The following is a 17,825-nucleotide window of genomic DNA, read 5'->3' on the forward strand; positions in this document are numbered from 1 at the left end:
CAAAGAAAAAGGCGCCTGAGCGCCTTTTAATTACGAATAAAGAATCATAAGCTGAGTTATTGTACTAACTCTTGGTCGCTAAATTCATCGGCAAACAGGGCACTAGATAGATAACGCTCAGCTGAGCTAGGTAAGATAACCACAATGTTTTTACCTGCGTTTTCAGGACGCTCGGCGATGCGCTTGGCAGCTACCACGGCAGCACCAGATGAAATACCCGCAAGGATACCTTCACGTTTCATCAGCTCATGGGCCATCTCCATGGATTCTTCATTACTGACTAGTTCAACGCCATCAAGCAATTCTAAATCCAGGTTGCCAGGAATAAAGCCGGCACCTATGCCCTGAATTTTATGGGGGCCAGGTTTTACCTCTTCACCGGCCATGGTTTGGCTGATCACTGGTGAGTCGCTTGGCTCAACGGCGATAGACTTAACATCCACGCCTTTTTCCTGCTTCAAGTAGCGGCTCACGCCTGTGATGGTGCCGCCTGTGCCAACACCGGCAACAAAGAAATCAATCTTGCCATCTAGGGCATCATAGATTTCCGGGCCTGTGGTTTCGAAGTGAATCTTAGGGTTAGCTGGGTTTTCAAACTGTTGCAATAAAATATATTTTTCAGGGTTACTATCGCGAATTTCTTTGGCTTTCTCGATAGCGCCTTTCATGCCTTTGGCGCCGTCGGTAAGTACCAGGTTTGCACCTAATGCCTTCAACAGCTTACGACGCTCTAAGCTCATGGTGTTGGGCATGGTTAGGGTTAGCTTATAGCCACGAGATGCAGCAACAAAGGCCAGGGCGATACCTGTATTACCTGATGTCGGCTCGATCAATTCTTTGCCTTCGGTTAATTCGCCAGATTTTTCGGCTTCCCAAATCATTGACGCACCGATGCGGCATTTAACACTAAAGCTCGGGTTGCGAGCTTCGATTTTGGCGTAAACATTACCAGAGGTGACGCGGTTAAGTTTGACTAACGGGGTGTTTCCAATTGAAAGCGAATTATCTTCGTAAATCTTTGACATATTCAGTACCTAGCTAAATGTGACCGTATATTCGGTAATGCCTTCACTTTACTATTTGAAGCGCAAAACTAAAGGAAAGATTGGCTATATGATATAGCTAATCGGTTATAACAGCAGGGTATAAAAACAAAGTTTGATATTCCTGATGCTTTAATTTTATTCGCAGTTCCTTACCAGAAGGTGAAATAATTCTGGCGCATGCTAGGGCGTTTTGCCAGTTCTCTATATACATGAGTGGCATGCGTATAAGGCAGTTGTTTGTCAATCCTTACTCATCCGATGCGTGATTGAACGGATTTATGCGTACATAAGTGTTAAAAGATGGTAAAACATCAGTATTGTTAAATTAGATTCTAATATTATGAAGCTTATTGTTAAATTGATAGCCGGCATCCTGTTGGGGATTGTTATTGGTGCCTTTGCTCCTGAATTGGTGGCGCGGGTGTTGTATACGGTGAAAGCCCTGATCGGCGAGCTGATTGGTTTTACCATTCCTTTGATCATCCTGTTTTACATTTGTTCAGGTATTGCCGGGTTGCCCCGTGGAGCCAATCACTTGTTGGGTAAAACCGTTGGGTTTGCCTATGGCTCAACGGTTATCGCCGGTACTTTGGCTACTTTAGTGATGATCTGGGCGGCGCCACACCTAAGCGGTAGCATCAGTTTTTCCGGCTCTGAAGAGAGCGCACTAAAAAGCTTTATTGATATTCAAATCCCACCTTTAATGGGTGTGATGACGGCTTTGGCCACCGCTTTTACCTTTGGTATAGCCATCAGCCAGCGCCAGTTAAGTGAGCTGCAAACGGTTGTTGACCAAGGCCGAGAAGTGATCGATGCCTTATTGGCCAAGGTGATCATTCCGGCGTTGCCTTTTTATATCGCCGGCGTCTTTGCCGATATGACGGTCGCCGGTACCGTGGCCTCGACCTTGCAAACCTTTGCTGTGGTATTGGCCATTGCATTGGTAATGCACTGGTTATGGCTGACCGTGTTGTATGTGGGCACGGGCATTTTGCTTGGCCGCTCTCCGCTAGAACTAATTAAAAACATGTTGCCTGCGTATTTTACCGCCTTGGGTACCATGTCCAGTGCAGCCACTATTCCTGTGTCCTTGCAGGCAAGTAAAAACAATGGCGTAAAAGAAAATATTGCCAACTTCAGCGTGCCCCTGTGTGCCACCATTCACCTGTCCGGTTCGACTATTACCATAGTGACCTGTGCCATGGCAGTGATGGCCTTGTCGCCGGGTATGAGCGTTGGTAGTTTAACCGAGATGCTGCCCTTTGTGTTTATGCTAGGCATAGTGATGATCGCGGCTCCTGGCGCTCCTGGTGGTGCGGTGATGTCGGCCTTGGGTCTGCTAACTAGCATGTTGGGCTTTAATGATGCGGCAATTGCGCTTATGATCGCCTTGTATTTAGCTCAAGACAGTTTTGGTACCGCTTGTAATGTTACCGGTGATGGCATCATAGCATTGTGGGTCGACCGTTTTTCTGTTAAAACAGAGGCTTGAGTAAGGTGTTTACAGGTACGCTCGGGTAACAAGGAATTACTTGAGCGTAACTAAAGAGGGTAATCCTGTTGATTAATGTATTACTTGTAGATGATCACGAACTGGTACGTACAGGAATTAAACGTATTCTTGACGATGTTCGTGGCTTTAAGGTGATAGGCGAAGCTAAAACCGGTGAAGAAGCGGTGCAGTTTTGCCGTCAGAATGAGCCGGATATCGTCTTGATGGATATGAATATGCCCGGTATTGGTGGCCTGGAAGCGACCAAGAAGATCTGCCGGTATTGCCCCGATGTAAAGGTCATCGTATTGACCGTACACTGTGAAGATCCTTTCCCTAGCAAAGTGATGCAAATAGGTGCCCATGGTTATCTCACTAAGGGCGCCGGCTCGGAAGAAGTGATCCAAGCCATTCGCTCCGTGAATGCCGGTCAGCGCTACATTGCTCCGGAAATCGCCCAGCAGATAGCTTTGGCCAAGTTTAGTGGTCGTACCGATGAGAGCCCTTTCCAGACTCTGTCCGATCGTGAACTGCAAATTATGCTGATGATCACTAAGGGTGATAAGGCGCAAAGCATTGCCGAGCAGCTGAATCTGAGTTCGAAAACAGTCAACAGTTATCGTTATCGAATTTTCGAAAAGCTTGCGGTGAACGGCGACGTAGAGCTGACACATTTGGCTATCCGCCATAAAATGATCGATATTGATAGCGATCACTGATCAAACCTTATGACCTTTGCTGCTGACCAGTTTCTTAAAACGGTCTCTGAAGAACCCGGCGTATACCGTATGCTCGACAAAGAAGAGCAGGTGATATACGTCGGCAAAGCTAAAAATCTAAAAAAACGCCTTTCCAGTTATTTTCGTAAAACCGGTTTAGATACTAAGACACAGGTCTTGGTGAGTAATATCTGTGATATCCAGGTAACTCTGACTAACACCGAAACCGAGGCCTTGCTGCTCGAAAATAACCTGATCAAAAAGTATCAGCCGCGTTATAACATCCTGCTGCGTGACGATAAGTCTTACCCTTATATTCTGTTGACTAAGCACCAGCACCCTCGTTTAGCTTTCCACCGTGGCGCCCGTAAAATTCAGGGCGAATATTTTGGTCCTTTTCCCAGTAGCAGCGCGGTGTCCGACAGCTTACGCTTAATGCAAAAGCTGTTTCCGGTGCGTCAGTGCGAGGATAGTTACTATAAAGCGCGCAGTCGTCCTTGTTTACAGTATCAGTTAAAACGCTGTAGTGCCCCTTGCGTGGGTAAGGTTAGTGATGAAGATTACGATGCTCAGGTAAACTTTGTGCGCAAGTTTTTGGGCGGCAAATCCCAAGAGGTGATCGCCGAGCTGGTAGCAAAAATGGAGCAGGCCAGCGAGGAGTTGGCGTTTGAGAAGGCAGCCAAATATCGCGACCAAATCCAGCTGCTGCGTAAGGTGCAGGAGCAACAATCGGTATCGGGTAAGCATGCCGAGCTCGACGCCATAGGTTATTACTCCCATAATGGCTTGATCGCCATACATATTCTTATGGTGCGCGATCATAAGGTGCTGGGCAGCAAGACTCTGTTTCCTAAGGTACCTAAAAACAGCAGCGACGATGAAGTGCTCACCTCTTTTATTGCTCAATACTACTGCACACCGGGAGCCAGTGGACGCATCGCCAAGGAGCTGATCTTACCCTTTGCCATTGATGAGCAAGCCGAATTGGCAGCGGCCATGAGTGAGCTAAAATCGGCAGCGGTCAAGCTGGTGACGGTGCAAAGGGGGGAGCGTGCCCAATACCTGCAACTGGCAAATAAAAATGCCCGTAGTAGCCTGGAGGTGAAACAAAGCACCCAGGATTCCATCAATAAACGCTATGCGCTGTTAAAAGATGCGTTGAATCTAGATGATATTAGCCGCATGGAATGTTTCGATATCAGCCATACCATGGGGGAGAACACGGTTGCCTCTTGTGTGGTGTTTGACGCCCAAGGGCCAAATAAGTCCCAATATCGGCGTTTTAATGTAACCGATATCACCCCTGGGGATGACTATGCGGCCATGGCATTTGCTTTGAAAAAGCGTTATTCCAAGCTGGTGGATGAAACCAAGATCCCCGATGTGATTTTTATTGACGGCGGTAAAGGGCAGTTAAATCAGGCGGTTGAATTTTTTAGTGATTGGCCCTTTGAAAAAGAGCCATTATTGGTTGGGGTGGCCAAAGGCACCAGCCGAAAGCCAGGTCTGGAAACCTTGTTGATCGATGCCGGGCGTAAAACAGTGAATTTAAGTAGTGACTCGCCTGCGCTGCATCTGATCCAGCATATACGGGATGAGTCCCACCGATTTGCCATTGCCGGGCATCGCAACAAGCGCCAGAAACAGCGTAACCGCTCGGTGCTAGAAGAAATCAGTGGCGTGGGCCAAAAACGACGCCAGGCGCTGCTCAAATACCTAGGAGGAATGCAGGGAGTTAAGAATGCAACAAGGGAGCAGTTGAGCCAAGCTCCGGGGATCAGCCAGGCCATGGCTGAAAAGATATTTAACCATTTGCATGACAAGGCATAGCCCTTCGTGCGAATATTAAAAAAAAGAAGACGCTGCTAGTAGTTATGTGGAACATTCCCAATACGTTAACAACCTTTAGGTTGTGCCTTATTCCAATTTTTTTAGTTATTTTTTATTTACCTTATCAATGGGCGTTTTTCGCAGCGGCATTTGTATTTTGGTTGGCGTCGATCACGGATATTCTCGATGGCTATCTGGCGCGACGCTTAAATCAGTCGACTCCCTTTGGTGCCTTTTTGGATCCTGTAGCCGATAAGGTCATGGTCAGTGTTGCTTTGGTGTTACTGGTTAGTCATTATCAGAGTTTATGGATGACGGTGCCGGCGATCATCATTGTTTCTCGGGAAATCGTCATTTCCGCATTGCGTGAATGGATGGCCGAACAGGGTAAGCGGGGTCAAGTGGCCGTATCCCAGCTAGGGAAAATTAAAACCGCCGCTCAGATGTTAGCCATTATCGGCTTGATTTGGCAGTTCCAGCCCTGGATGGTGAGTTTAAGCTATGTGTTGTTATACATTGCGACCTTGTTGACCTTTGGTTCTATGGTGCAATATTTAATGGCAGCACGTCATAGTTTACTGGCCGATAACGGCTAAATGTATAATTACACACCGTTTTAGATAAAAATTAAGCAAACGATTCAAAACTGATATTTTTTGTATTGACGCGTTTAATAATCTCTGTAGAATGCGTCGGTGTTGAGAGGGCGCTAGCCCAATCAAAGTAAACGAAAAGCCAAGCTTTTCGTGCAGTGAGAATGTCTCACTGTAGGATGCGAGTATAGCTCAGCTGGTAGAGCGCAACCTTGCCAAGGTTGAGGTCACGAGTTCGAACCTCGTTACTCGCTCCAATCTTTGATGGCGGAATGGCAGAGTGGCCATGCAGCGGATTGCAAATCCGTCCACCTCGGTTCGACTCCGGGTTCCGCCTCCATTTTCTCAACACTATCCACATGCGCAAGCAACCCGATGCCCGGGTGGTGGAATTGGTAGACACAAGGGATTTAAAATCCCTCGCTGGTAACAGCGTGCCGGTTCAAGTCCGGCCCCGGGCACCATTTTAACACTATGTGTTTTCGGATTTTGCGAGTATAGAACAGCTGCAAGAAGGTAAGGACGCAACCTTAAACTTCTAGCAGTTAAACTATTCTCACTATGGAACGCGAGTATAGCTCAGCTGGTAGAGCGCAACCTTGCCAAGGTTGAGGTCACGAGTTCGAACCTCGTTACTCGCTCCAATCTCCTCCGCTTCGTATGTACGACTCTTGAGTCGACCATCCGCCCGGGTGGTGGAATTGGTAGACACAAGGGATTTAAAATCCCTCGCTGGTAACAGCGTGCCGGTTCAAGTCCGGCCCCGGGCACCATTTGACTGCTTAGTCAAATGACCTAAGAGTAAAGAATTGTTTAGCTGCTAGAAGGTAAGGCGATCTTCATATAAAACGGCGGTAAACTTTCTTTTTGGAACGCGAGTATAGCTCAGCTGTAAGAAGGTAAAGACGCAACCTTAATTCTTATTGCGGTGCGAATATTCCCATTCCGATCATGGAACGCGAGTATAGCTCAGCTGGTAGAGCGCAACCTTGCCAAGGTTGAGGTCACGAGTTCGAACCTCGTTACTCGCTCCAATTTCCTATGATTCATAATCAAATCCCTCTCTTAATAAAATAATAAAAAACGCCATATAAAATTGTCGAACGCTTAATTCTACCTAAAGTTAATAAAACCCCTGGTGTTTACTGCATTACTAAACCTAACTGCTCCGGCTGTTAGTTATACTGGACCTCCCGTCGTTTATTTCACACATTGCCTTGATAACAGAACTTAGTAACCATATGACTCATTGATACTTTTTATCTCTGTGCTCAACCTGGCATCGTATTTTTATTGCGGGTGGCGCCCAGGAGCGGGTTAATATTTGTCGCGGTGACGATAATTATTTAAGGTTAGCCTTACTATTATCTTCCCCCTAGACCTATTGTATTCTTTCATTGCAAGCCTAGCTTATCAGCCGATACTTACTCGCGGGTTGCCTAAACTCTGAGGTGTTAGTTTGAGTAATGGGCGGGGCGCCCAGCTTTTTTGAGCTATCCAGGTATTGCACTCACAGTGACTCAAAACCTTGGCCAATTAGCCTTTCATTGCCCTGGTGGTTTGGCAAAACCTCACAAAGTAACTTTTATTTTCAATTTAAAATTCTTCTAGGTCAGGGTGTTATTTTTTGAACATAATTTAGTCATTTCGCATTCATCTAGCTGCATTATTATCCATCACACTAAAAAACAGCATGAGTATCGACGGGATAAAAAGGTGTTTTATTGCCTAGTGTCGATTCTCTGCTTAATTTTATTTTTGCTTCTTTTCTATTCTTAAGCTTTTGATTTGGTTGTTTTTATTTTATTTTCAGCCATGCAGTTCAAGCGAGTGCGCTTTATAACTATAAGAAAAGTTTTCGTTATAGATTTGAGTCTTAAATTTAAGTAATTGATGTGGCAAGCTTAATTTCCATTGGCGAAAATCTATTCAATTTCATACCTTAAATTGGTTGAATTTTGACCTTTCGTCTTGTTATTATGCCGCCTTTTTTATTCTGGTTGTGATTTAGCAGCTCAATAAAAGCATACAGTTTTTGGTTCAATTTCTATGGACCAAGGGTTTTTATTGTCTGAATTCACTACCTTTGCCGTTTTTTGATTTCTCTTTTATATGAGATTTCAATTATTTACATAAATTATTTCAGGTGTAGCGATGACAGCAAAACTTAAAATAACTAAGGCAGGGATGTATAAGAGTTTATCTTTTTTACTGGTACTGTTCGTATATTTCCAAAGTGTGCAATCTGCACTAGCAGCAAGTGCGCTAGGGCAACAAAAGACTCTGGTAATGTTGCTTAACTTCAAGGAAAACCCAAGCGAGCAGCCAATGAGTGCAGCAGAGGCCAATAGCCTGGTCTTTGGTACGGTAAGTGATTTTTATCGTGAAAACTCTTTCGACCAAACTTGGTTCTCGGGTCAGGTAGTTGGCTGGTATACACTGCCTGTTTCGAATCAGGTGTGTGATTTAAGCGCCGTGCGCGACGCCGCCGATCAAAAAGCTATCTCTTCTGGTATTCAACTAGAACAATATGACCGTATCGTCTATCTGATGACCAAAACAGCCTGCGCTATTTCCGGATCTGCGACCATGCAGGGAACACCTTCGCGTGCGTGGATCAACGGTGGTTTTGCGGCTAAGACTATCGCCCACGAGTTGGGACACAATTTAGGCTTGTATCATTCCCGTGCCCTAGATTGTGGCGACACAACTATTTCAGAACAGTGTAAAACACTTGAATATGGCGATACCTATGATGCTATGGGCGGCCCAGATATTGGTTATTTCAACACATTTCAGAAAGAACAAATGGGTTGGTTGGAAGGAGCCCATGCCGCTAAAACAATCGAAGTGACTCAAAGTGGTACTTATTCAATCGCTAACTATGAAACGCAAACCAATCAACCTGTGACCATCAAGGTGCCACGTGGTATAGATTCAACTACTGGCAAAAAGAGCTGGTTTTATATTGAATACCGTCAGTCGGTAGGCTTTGACGACTTTTTGGATGCCCGTTCATACAGATCTTCGCGGGATGATGTAACGGCTGGCATCATTGTTCGCTCGGCTATCGAGGGTGACGGACGTAGCAGCAATTTACTTCACTTTAAACCTGAGCCTGACTCTAGCTTTAATGACTGGTTTGATCCTGCTCTGTCTGTTGGCGGCAGCTTTACCGACCCTGTTTCTGGTGTTTCCTTTAGCTTGGTTAGTGAAAACGGCAGCTTGGCCGAGGTAAAGGTTACTTTAGATGGCTCTGGCTCAGGCGGTGATAACGGAAGTTGCGCAATTAACGCGCCGTCCATAAATGCACAGGCCATTACGGAAAGTGCGGTATTCGCTGGCGCCGAAGTACAGTATCAGGTGACGGTTACCAATAAGGATTCAGCAGATTGTGCCAGTGCCAGTTTCGATATCAGCACCGCAGTACCGTTCGGTTGGCAAGCAACTAATGACCGAGTAACTTTAGCGCCGGGGGCATCTGGGCAAGTAGTTATCGCCGTGACTTCATCTCAAAGTGCAACCGCAAAAGATTATTCGTTATCAATTAAAGCAACGCACGGTGGCGATTCAGCTTCTAGTGCAGCAACATCGGTACGTTATACTGTAATTGCCGATGAAGCGACTACACCAGCAGTGGTTGCGGTTGACGACTCGGTAGCGCTAAGTTCAAAGGCGTCAGTAGTTATTGATGTATTGGCCAATGATATTGCTGGTGCACAGGCTTCAGTGACTTCCATCACCCAGCCTAGCAAGGGGACTGTAGAGATGCTGTCAGATGGCACCTTACGTTATACACCAGGGCGTCGATTTAAAAACAATGATAGTTTTAGCTATACCATTAGTGATGGGAATACCCGTTCGACAGCTTATGTTTCTGTAAGGCTACAGTCAGACGGTGGCAGCAATACAGGGCCTGGGAAGGGCAAAAACAAGTAAAGATAGATATAAAAAAGCCTGACTCGCAAGAGCCAGGCTTTTTAGTTTTTCGATTTAACTTTGCCTATTCAAGGTTAATTGCTGAAGCAGGTGCAGGGCACATCTCCATGTCCACACACTGAGGACATAAGGTACATTCTGCATCCGCTGGCATAGCGTCTACAGGAAGACCAAAGAAGGTTACGCCACTGGCTTCAACTGTGTCAGAAAACGCTCTGACATAAAAACCAGCTTGGCCTTCGTCGCCTAATTCTCCATCTCCAGGTACTGGTACATAACTACCTTGGAACTCAGCGCAGGCGCCCATAGTACCAGCAGGAGTCAGTGTACCTATGTCATGTGTAGCTATGATGTTGCCACCAACGACGTCTTCTACTTCCACGTCTAACATAGTCACAGCAGAAGTATTACAGACCTCACCGCTGTAGTTCACTTGAAGTCCGTAGTCTAAGTTGTCATTTAGCACTACCACCACATTACAATCTTTTTCAAGTGATAAGGAACCTGGAATTTCCTGGCTTGGGCAATCCCAGCTGGCCATATCATCAACTTCAACCGGGCCGTTATCTTCTATTGCTGCGGTTACGGTAGCATGGTTTAAAATACCATTTTGACCAATAACAAAAGAGCCATTGAACTGCTTGGTAGCACCGGGCTCTAACCCGTCATGGTTGTAGGTGTGGCTGCCTGCGCCATCAACACCCTCAGCTGTGGTGTCGACTACTGTAATGTCGAATAAAGGTAGGGTACCTGTGTTTTCGACGGTTAGCACGTAGTTGTATTTAAGTGCTTCGCCATCCACAACGCTGTCAAAGGTACAGTCTTTAGTAAGTTTGATGTCGGGAGCACCTGGGGTATAACAGAATGAAATATGGCTAAGGCCATAGTAATTACCATTCTTATGGTTGACCGGAGAATGCAGTCCTCCGTCAGATAAGGTGATCTCGCCACTGTCGGCGTAGTATTCATAAAGGTTGCCGGCTGGGCCACCTTTAACGAAGATGGACTGGATAATTACACCGCCGCTAACGGTCCAATCGAACGTTTTGTCCGGCTGTATATCTATGTCCACGTTTATTTCGCCATTACTCCACATGCCGTCACCGGGGTCATTGATTCGGTACTCCAATAACCCTTCAACACCCGTGAGTTCAAAGCAGGTTGGGTTGCCCTCAACATATTCAGGTTGCACCCCATTGTCGGATGGCGCCCCAGGGTCTTCGGCGAATGCATTTTGTGCGCAAAGGGTAAACCCTAAGACCAAAAACAGAGCAAGTAATTTGCTGTTGGTTAAGGTGGAACAACTAAACCCGCTTGTGCCCCACCATGAATTCATTTTGGTTTTCATAAAAGCTCCTTTGAGTATGGACAACAAACTGCGGCCCTATACACAGTGATAGTTAGTTATTGCCTAGTGAAACTTTTTACTTCGTACTTTTAGTACGTCGCTATGCTTATGAGCACAGACCATGCCAATTCTTAACCATATGTATTTATTAGAAATTATTTTAATTTGATAAGATGCGAGGTCTATGTTGTGTCATAGCCGATACACCCTAATTTGCTGAACTGCTCTCGGAATGTGATTAACTGTATGAATTTAATGAAATTTAATTTTTGGCGGGTTGATGTGTACAGCAAGGGACACAGTGTTCACCAGTGTTACACTTCTTAAGACACATAATTAATTGAGCGCTTCTTAATCATTCAGATCAGAAAGTTAAAATTTATAGTTGACCGAATTCAGTAATTCGTTAGACTACGCGCTCGTTCATACGGCAGAGTTCGTGGGAACGGTAGTTAGAATGTAAGATGGGAAGGGTCTTACTGCGTAAGTTAATGGTACAAGCTTTAGCTTATAGCAGGTCGGTGATTCTCATTATGGAACGCGAGTATAGCTCAGCTGTAAGAAGGTAAGGACGCAACCTTTTGTCTTATAGCGGCGCGAATATTCTCTTTCTGACCTAGGAACGCGAGTATAGCTCAGCTGGTAGAGCGCAACCTTGCCAAGGTTGAGGTCACGAGTTCGAACCTCGTTACTCGCTCCAACTTCCTTATTTCTGTTGCTACAATCATTTCAAGAGGGCGGAATGGCAGAGTGGCCATGCAGCGGATTGCAAATCCGTCTACCTCGGTTCGACTCCGGGTTCCGCCTCCATCCATACCAATTCACGTAACTCGCTAATCATTCTAGCGGGCTAAATATCATGCTTACGACGTTGGAATTTTTATATGTAGAATAACTACATAAGAAAAATACCGCCTTGTTATCACTTCATTTATCCAGTGCTATATCTGATCACATACTTAACAGAATTGGTATTACTTCTTCTCTTCTTTATTTTCAAATAATCCCTTTAATAATTCCATGGGTAATGGAAAGGCGATGGTTGAGTTTTTCTCGCCGGCAATTTCCGTTAATGTCTGCAGGTACCTTAATAAGATGGCGTTAGGTTCTTTTGATAAGGTTTCTGCCGCTTCAACCAGTTTTTCTGAGGCTTCCATTTCCCCAGAGGCGTGAATTACTTTTGCTCTACGTGTACGTTCTGCTTCGGCTTGTTTGGCTATGGCCCTAATCATGGTTTCGTTAAGGTCGACGTGTTTAATTTCGACATTGGCAACCTTGATCCCCCAACCATCGGTACGCGCATCTAAAATCTCTTGGATATCGACGTTGAGCATGTCTCTATTTGCCAGCATTTCATCCAGTTCATGTTGCCCCAGCACTGAGCGTAAGGTTGTTTGTGCCAGCTCGGAGGTGGCTTGGAGAAAGTTTTCAACATTAATAATGGCTTTTTGCGGATCGATAACGCGAAAGTAGATCACCGCATTGACGCGTACCGATACATTATCCCGGCTTATTACATCCTGGCTGGGCACATCCATTACTATGGTACGTAAATCCACGCGGACTATTTGTTGGATAAAGGGAATGACGATAATGAGGCCAGGCCCTTTTACCTTGTAAAAACGCCCGAGCAAAAATATCACGCCGCGCTCGTACTCACGCAAAATGCGAAATGCACTGAGAATGATTAAAATGAGCAAGAGTATTATGGTGCTCGAGAATATCTGACTATTGGTTAAGAAGATTTCCATGACTTACTCCTTGGCTGGGGGTGGCGAAACATGCAATGTTAAGCCTTGAACTGATTCTATGGTGACCTGATCACCCTGTTTGATGGGGCTATCGCTGTGCGCTGCCCAACGCTCGCCGCCAACATCCACAAAACCCTGGCCGCAAAAATCCTTTTCGGCGATGGCTATTTTTCCAGCCATGCTTTCTTGACCGAAAACCACTTCCACATTTCGATTTCGCCATAAATAACCAAGTAAAAATATCACCACCAAGACACTGGTGAAGGCGACGCCGGCTATTAAAGGGATGGAAATCTGAAAGTAGGGGCTTTGAGTATCGATTAAGAAAATTGAGCCTAAAACAAAAGCAGCAATGCCACCGAGCCCAAATATGCCAAAACTTGGCACAAACGACTCGGCAACCATTAAAGCAATGCCTAACGCGATCAGCGCCAGGCCGGAGAAACTTAGGGGTAACATTTGAAAGGCATAAAGGGCGACGATAAGGCTGATGGCGCCAACGACACCGGCGACACCAATGCCCGGGCTGTAAAATTCCAGCAGTAGGCCATAAACGCCTATGAGCATTAATATATACGCTATGTTTGGGTCGGTAATGGTGGCAATAAAGTTAAAGCGCCAATCCGGCTCGACTGGCTGCAATTGAGCTCCTGCTAGCGTAAGCTTTGTCTGTTGCTCACCGCTTTTGATGCTAAACCCCTCAAGCTGTGCCAATAGATCTGTGGGTGAGTCGGCCAGATGAGTGATGACGTTTTCTTTCATGGCTTCCGATGCCGTCAGGGTTGCCGCTTCGCGCACCGCTTGCTCTGCCCATTCGGGATTGCGTCCGCGTAGCTGTGCTAGTGAGCGAATATAGGCAATAGCATCATTGAGCATCTTCTTATCCATGGCGCTTGGCGTTTGCTCTTTTTCTCCTTGAGGCTGACCTTGCCCAGGCGCGGCGATATTCACCGGCGTTGCGGCGCCTAAGGTGGTGGCCGGAGCCATGGCGGCAATATGACAGGCGTACAAAAGGAAAGTACCCGCACTGGCGGCGCGAGCGCCTTGAGGGTATACCAGGCAGGCTACGGGAACGGATGATGTTAACACCGCCTGGTTAATTTGCCGCAAACTACTGCTTAGCCCGCCGGGCGTGTCCAGGGTGATCATCAGCAAGGGCTGCGACAGTGCATTGGCTTTATTGATTTGGCGAACGACAAAATCTGCCACAGCGGGACCAATAGCCCCCTCTATGCGAATTACCGGGACCATGTTTGTTGGTTGTTGCTCAGTTTGCTCTTGTGCCAATCCATAAAAAGCTGTCAACAGCAATACTAAGGCGAGGAGTCGTATCATGATCAATTTGAACTTGATGCTTTAGTCACAGTATAGCCCTAGTTGGAGCACCGCGTTATTTACAACTAAGATTCAAAGAAATACTGAGGTTGCACTCAGTAAATTTTACCGAGTCGACTAACAATGACCATGATCGAGACCTATCATCTCCTTGAAGCGCTAGGCGGGTTGGGGCTTTTCTTACTGGGCATGACCATAATGACCGATGCCTTATATCAACTTGCTGGTCAGCGGATCCGTAATGCCTTGATGTCCTTAACACGTAGCCCTGTGTCCGGAGCGTGCACTGGAGCCTGCAGCACGGCTATCCTGCAGTCTTCAAGCGCCACTACTGTGGCCGCCGTCGGTTTTGTTTCAGCCGGGTTGTTAACCTTTAAAGAATCCTTGGGGATTATTTTTGGTGCCAATGTAGGCACGACCATAACCGGCTGGTTAGTGGTGTTGATAGGTTTTAAGCTTCAACTGACCAGTTTGATCTTGCCTTTATTGCTGTTTGCCATGGTTGCTAAGTTGTTTTTAAAGGGAAAGCGAGCCTCACTGGCCATGGCGGTAGCGGGATTTTCCGTTATTTTTGTTGGCATCGGCATGATGCAAAGTGGTCTGTCCGGGTTTGAGCAGGTATTAACACCAGAAACCTTTGGTCCGGATACCTGGCTTGGCAGAATACAACTTTTGCTCCTTGGGGTCGCCATTACCCTGGTTACCCAGTCCTCAAGTGCCGGTGTAGCGGCGAGTCTCACCGCCTTGTATGCAGGTAGCATTAACTTTCATCAAGCCGCCGCCTTGATCATAGGCATGGATTTGGGTACTACGGTGACTGCTTTGGTTGCGACCTTGGGTGGCTCGGTTGCATCGCGGCGGACTGGCCTTTCGCACGTAATTTATAATGTCTTAACGGCAATGATGGCGCTGTTGCTTATCACACCCTTTGTGCATCTTTGGCAATGGCTGTTCACACAATCAGTTGAAACCCAGGCGCAGCTGGCTCTGGTGGCCTTTCATACGCTCTTTAATGTCTTGGGGCTGTTTTTGGTTTTGCCTTTTACCAATCAGTTTGAGCACCTCATGCGAATGCTGGTTCCTCAACGGGGGCAGTCGTACACCGAGGCATTGGACAACACCTTATTGCGGGATGTGGACCTTGCTTTAAAAACGGTTCATGCCAGTGTGTATCGGCAATTTCATGATCTCCTCTGTTATCTTCGCACTCGGCTAAAGCCGGGAGACTTTGTTAATGCTCCCTCTTTTCCCGAGCTTCAAAGTGCACTGGACGAAACCCATGTCTATGTTGACCTGATCCATTTACAGCAAAAAGATAAACCGAGCTGGTCTCAGTTACTGGAGCTGATTCATATTCTAGATCATATGCAGCGTTTGCATGAAAGATGCAAAGTCTTGGGTGATGACCCATGGTATGACACAGATGGCGAACTTATTATGAGAAACGGGCATTTTAGCGCACTCCTTATAAATACGGAGCAAGCCCTGAATAATATGATGCTGAGTATTAATGAAGGTGACAACCTCCGTTTGTGGCAACAGGCGCAGAGCCTGGGTGACGAAGTGGAAAGCGAGTTAGCGAGGGCCCGAGCTCAGCGGATGCATGATATAGCCGTAGGCCGGCTGGGGGTACCAGAGGCCGAGGACTACTTGGAGCAATACCGGCACCTGCAAAAAACTATCTACCATATTCGCCGGGTTTGTTTGCATCTTAATCGGTGGCAAGAAATTAAATAACAAAAAAGGCCGCAAGTGCGGCCTTCATTATTACTCCCAAATTCCCGGGGGTAAGTCCTTATCCAGCTTTTTATGGTCGCGACGATTAAAAGTGGGTACGTCTCCGGCCTTAAGTTGTCTGCGATAGTCTTTAGCTAACCAGATCACCACGCCTGAAAGCATAAACAGAGCGATAACATTGACGATGGCCATCATCCCCATGGAAATATCTGCAAGTGTCCACACCAGCTTAATTTCACCGAGCGAGCCAAACATAACCATGGCGAGCACCAATAAGCGGAAGATCAACATGCCTTTTTGATGGTTGTGCTCCAAAAACAGCAGGTTGGTTTCTGCATAAGAGTAGTTAGCAACGATAGAGGTAAAGGCAAAGAATAAAATAGCGATGGCGATAAAGGTTGAGCCCCATTCACCAACGTGTGTCACTAATGCTTGTTGGGTTAAGGCAATGCCGGTCAGGCCAGAGCCAGGTTCAAGTTGACCCGATAATAAAATCAGCGCCGCCGTGGCACTACAGATCACTAAGGTATCAATAAATACGCCAAGCATTTGCACATAACCCTGAGAGGCCGGGTGAGGCGGGTTGGGCGTAGCCGTGGCGGCGGCATTGGCGGCACTACCCATACCTGCTTCATTTGAAAACAGGCCGCGCTTTATGCCTTGTATCATAGCCTGCATAACGCCATAACCAATGGCGCCGGCACCAGCCTGCTCAATACCGAAAGCATGATCAATGATCAGCATAAATACGCCGGGCAATTGCTCCGCGTTGACCGCACATACATATATAGCCAACAGAAGATAAGCAATGGCCATAAAGGGCACCACGATTTCGGCAAAGCGGGCAATGGTTTTAAGGCCGCCGAATATAATAAAGCCGGAGCCAATCACCAGGGCTATGCCAACGGCATACTTGGGAATATCAAAGGCCACATTAAAGGCTGCGGCAATGGAGTTAGCCTGTACGGCATTAAAGACCAAGCCAAAAGCGAGGATAAGGCAGAGTGAAAATAGCACCCCCATCCAGCGCTTACCTAGACCAAGCTCCATATAATAAGCTGGGCCACCACGGAAGTTACCTTCTTCATCTTTTATTTTGTAGGCCTGGGCCAGGGTGCTTTCAGCGAAACTGGTGGCCATACCTATTAGTGCGATAAGCCACATCCAGAAAATCGCGCCAGGGCCACCTAGGTATAAGGCAACGGCAACGCCGGCCATATTACCGGTACCAACACGAGCGGCAAGTGAAGTACAGAAAGCCTGGAAGGATGAAATACCGCCTTTGGCTCCTTCACGACTAGCAAACATGACTTTAAAAGAGTACCCAAAGTCTCGAAATTGAATAAAGCCCAAACGAACAGTGAAAAATACACCTGCAGCTATCAGCAGATAGATAAGTACATGCCCCCAAATAAGGCCGCTAATAGCGTTAGCGATTTCGGTCATAACAAGAGTACCTTTGAACGAGTAAAAAATTGAGGCGCAATCTAGCATATAGACGAGCAAACTTTTAGTGCCTTAGTACATAAGATAGCTAATTCATTTGGTTATCCACAGGAATTTGTGAATAACTGGTGGGTAGGATGTAGTTAAGTGTGGGGGTTAAATCTTTTTGTCATTTTCTTTAAAAAAGGGGTTGCGTCGAAATCGTTTCTCCCTATAATGCGCATCCACCGACACGGAGCACAACGCTGAAAAGCAACGAGCAAAGTGGTCGGGAAAGTTAAACGGAAAAGTTACTTCTCTTTGAGAAAAAGAAAATTAAATTTTCTAGTTGACTTTAAGTCAGGAAGGCTTAATATACGCAGCCCTGACGCGATGAAGAGTCATCGCAACGTTCTTTAAAAATATGAAGCAATCATCTGTGTGGGCACTCGTACAGATTGAGTTCTAACAGCAGATTCTAGTTCGCTAGATGACGCAAACAAATTTAGAGTCTCAATGTTTTTTCCTTAAATGGAAAGTGAGTGACCAACGGAAATAAATTTATTTATTGCAGCACAGTCAATTCGATATCGAAAGATATCATCACAGT

Annotated in this window: 11 protein-coding genes and 8 tRNA genes; 14 read left to right on the forward strand and 5 right to left on the reverse strand. The window is 46.3% G+C overall.

Translation table 11 applies throughout. The features are described from left to right. Positions 1–56 precede the first annotated feature (56 nt). On the reverse strand, positions 57–1,025 hold the full coding sequence (gene cysK / locus C2M34_RS07245; protein ID WP_105200439.1) for a cysteine synthase A: 969 nt from the start codon (positions 1,023–1,025) through the stop codon (positions 57–59). 361 nt (positions 1,026–1,386) lie between these two features. On the opposite strand from cysK, the gene C2M34_RS07250 reads away from it, so the two are divergent. The 11 genes from C2M34_RS07250 to C2M34_RS07300 all read left to right on the forward strand — a co-directional run bounded on the left by C2M34_RS07250 (position 1,387) and on the right by C2M34_RS07300 (position 9,619). Then, the gene (locus C2M34_RS07250) at positions 1,387–2,538 is read left to right on the forward strand and encodes a dicarboxylate/amino acid:cation symporter (protein ID WP_105200438.1); all 1,152 of its coding nucleotides are present in this window, start codon (positions 1,387–1,389) and stop codon (positions 2,536–2,538) included. A gap of 68 nt (positions 2,539–2,606) precedes the next feature. Continuing rightward, complete coding sequence (gene uvrY, locus C2M34_RS07255; protein ID WP_105258429.1) at positions 2,607–3,257, forward strand: UvrY/SirA/GacA family response regulator transcription factor; 651 nt, start codon at positions 2,607–2,609, stop codon at positions 3,255–3,257. A 9-nt stretch (positions 3,258–3,266) separates the two neighbouring features. Then, on the forward strand, positions 3,267–5,087 hold the full coding sequence (gene uvrC, locus C2M34_RS07260) for an excinuclease ABC subunit UvrC (protein ID WP_105200436.1): 1,821 nt from the start codon (positions 3,267–3,269) through the stop codon (positions 5,085–5,087). Positions 5,088–5,131: 44 nt separating this feature from the next. Then, positions 5,132–5,683, forward strand: a complete 552-nt coding sequence (pgsA, locus tag C2M34_RS07265) for a CDP-diacylglycerol--glycerol-3-phosphate 3-phosphatidyltransferase (protein ID WP_105200435.1) — start codon at positions 5,132–5,134, stop codon at positions 5,681–5,683. A gap of 178 nt (positions 5,684–5,861) precedes the next feature. Beyond that, positions 5,862–5,937: transfer RNA gene (locus tag C2M34_RS07270), tRNA-Gly, on the forward strand. A gap of 9 nt (positions 5,938–5,946) precedes the next feature. Next, positions 5,947–6,020, forward strand: a tRNA-Cys gene (locus C2M34_RS07275). A 37-nt stretch (positions 6,021–6,057) separates the two neighbouring features. Continuing rightward, positions 6,058–6,144: transfer RNA gene (locus tag C2M34_RS07280), tRNA-Leu, on the forward strand. Positions 6,145–6,248: 104 nt separating this feature from the next. After that, a tRNA-Gly gene (locus tag C2M34_RS07285) sits at positions 6,249–6,324 on the forward strand. 42 nt (positions 6,325–6,366) lie between these two features. Continuing rightward, a tRNA-Leu gene (locus tag C2M34_RS07290) sits at positions 6,367–6,453 on the forward strand. Positions 6,454–6,638: 185 nt separating this feature from the next. Then, a tRNA-Gly gene (locus C2M34_RS07295) sits at positions 6,639–6,714 on the forward strand. Positions 6,715–7,834: 1,120 nt separating this feature from the next. Continuing rightward, positions 7,835–9,619: an Ig-like domain-containing protein gene (locus C2M34_RS07300; RefSeq protein ID WP_105258430.1), complete on the forward strand. Its 1,785-nt coding sequence runs from the start codon at positions 7,835–7,837 to the stop codon at positions 9,617–9,619. A 64-nt stretch (positions 9,620–9,683) separates the two neighbouring features. Here C2M34_RS07300 and C2M34_RS07305 read toward each other — a convergent pair whose 3' ends face one another. Continuing rightward, a complete protein-coding gene (locus tag C2M34_RS07305; protein ID WP_105258431.1) occupies positions 9,684–10,967 on the reverse strand; it encodes a DUF7507 domain-containing protein in 1,284 nt (427 codons plus the stop codon). A gap of 624 nt (positions 10,968–11,591) precedes the next feature. On the opposite strand from C2M34_RS07305, the gene C2M34_RS07310 reads away from it, so the two are divergent. Both C2M34_RS07310 and C2M34_RS07315 read left to right on the forward strand, forming a co-directional pair. Further along, positions 11,592–11,667 (forward strand) — tRNA-Gly (locus C2M34_RS07310). Positions 11,668–11,703: 36 nt separating this feature from the next. Beyond that, positions 11,704–11,777 (forward strand) — tRNA-Cys (locus C2M34_RS07315). 164 nt (positions 11,778–11,941) lie between these two features. Here the strand turns inward: C2M34_RS07315 and C2M34_RS07320 are convergent. Both C2M34_RS07320 and C2M34_RS07325 read right to left on the reverse strand, forming a co-directional pair. Next, positions 11,942–12,718: a slipin family protein gene (locus C2M34_RS07320; RefSeq protein ID WP_105258432.1), complete on the reverse strand. Its 777-nt coding sequence runs from the start codon at positions 12,716–12,718 to the stop codon at positions 11,942–11,944. Between the two features lie 3 nt (positions 12,719–12,721). After that, positions 12,722–14,053 (reverse strand): NfeD family protein, encoded by a 1,332-nt coding sequence (locus C2M34_RS07325; RefSeq protein ID WP_105258433.1) that lies wholly within the window; start codon positions 14,051–14,053, stop codon positions 12,722–12,724. A gap of 123 nt (positions 14,054–14,176) precedes the next feature. Here C2M34_RS07325 and C2M34_RS07330 point away from each other — a divergent pair, with 123 nt between their 5' ends. Further along, complete coding sequence (locus C2M34_RS07330; protein ID WP_199878780.1) at positions 14,177–15,790, forward strand: Na/Pi cotransporter family protein; 1,614 nt, start codon at positions 14,177–14,179, stop codon at positions 15,788–15,790. 30 nt (positions 15,791–15,820) lie between these two features. Here the strand turns inward: C2M34_RS07330 and C2M34_RS07335 are convergent, their stop codons facing one another. Beyond that, entirely contained in the window at positions 15,821–17,236 is a 1,416-nt protein-coding gene (locus tag C2M34_RS07335; protein WP_105200430.1) for an alanine/glycine:cation symporter family protein, read from the reverse strand. Positions 17,237–17,825: the final 589 nt, after the last annotated feature.

The organism is Pseudoalteromonas sp. T1lg88, assembly GCF_002964765.1.
Taxonomy (GTDB): Bacteria; Pseudomonadota; Gammaproteobacteria; order Enterobacterales; family Alteromonadaceae; genus Pseudoalteromonas.

Coding starts and splice junctions, on each gene's coding strand:
- cysK (WP_105200439.1), bottom strand. CDS start 1,025: ATGTCAAAGATTTACGAAGATAATTCGCTTTCAATTGGAAACACCCCG.
- C2M34_RS07250 (WP_105200438.1), top strand. CDS start 1,387: ATGAAGCTTATTGTTAAATTGATAGCCGGCATCCTGTTGGGGATTGTT.
- uvrC (WP_105200436.1), top strand. CDS start 3,267: ATGACCTTTGCTGCTGACCAGTTTCTTAAAACGGTCTCTGAAGAACCC.
- pgsA (WP_105200435.1), top strand. CDS start 5,132: ATGTGGAACATTCCCAATACGTTAACAACCTTTAGGTTGTGCCTTATT.
- C2M34_RS07300 (WP_105258430.1), top strand. CDS start 7,835: ATGACAGCAAAACTTAAAATAACTAAGGCAGGGATGTATAAGAGTTTA.
- C2M34_RS07305 (WP_105258431.1), bottom strand. CDS start 10,967: ATGAAAACCAAAATGAATTCATGGTGGGGCACAAGCGGGTTTAGTTGT.
- C2M34_RS07320 (WP_105258432.1), bottom strand. CDS start 12,718: ATGGAAATCTTCTTAACCAATAGTCAGATATTCTCGAGCACCATAATA.
- C2M34_RS07325 (WP_105258433.1), bottom strand. CDS start 14,053: ATGATACGACTCCTCGCCTTAGTATTGCTGTTGACAGCTTTTTATGGA.
- C2M34_RS07330 (WP_199878780.1), top strand. CDS start 14,177: ATGACCATGATCGAGACCTATCATCTCCTTGAAGCGCTAGGCGGGTTG.
- C2M34_RS07335 (WP_105200430.1), bottom strand. CDS start 17,236: ATGACCGAAATCGCTAACGCTATTAGCGGCCTTATTTGGGGGCATGTA.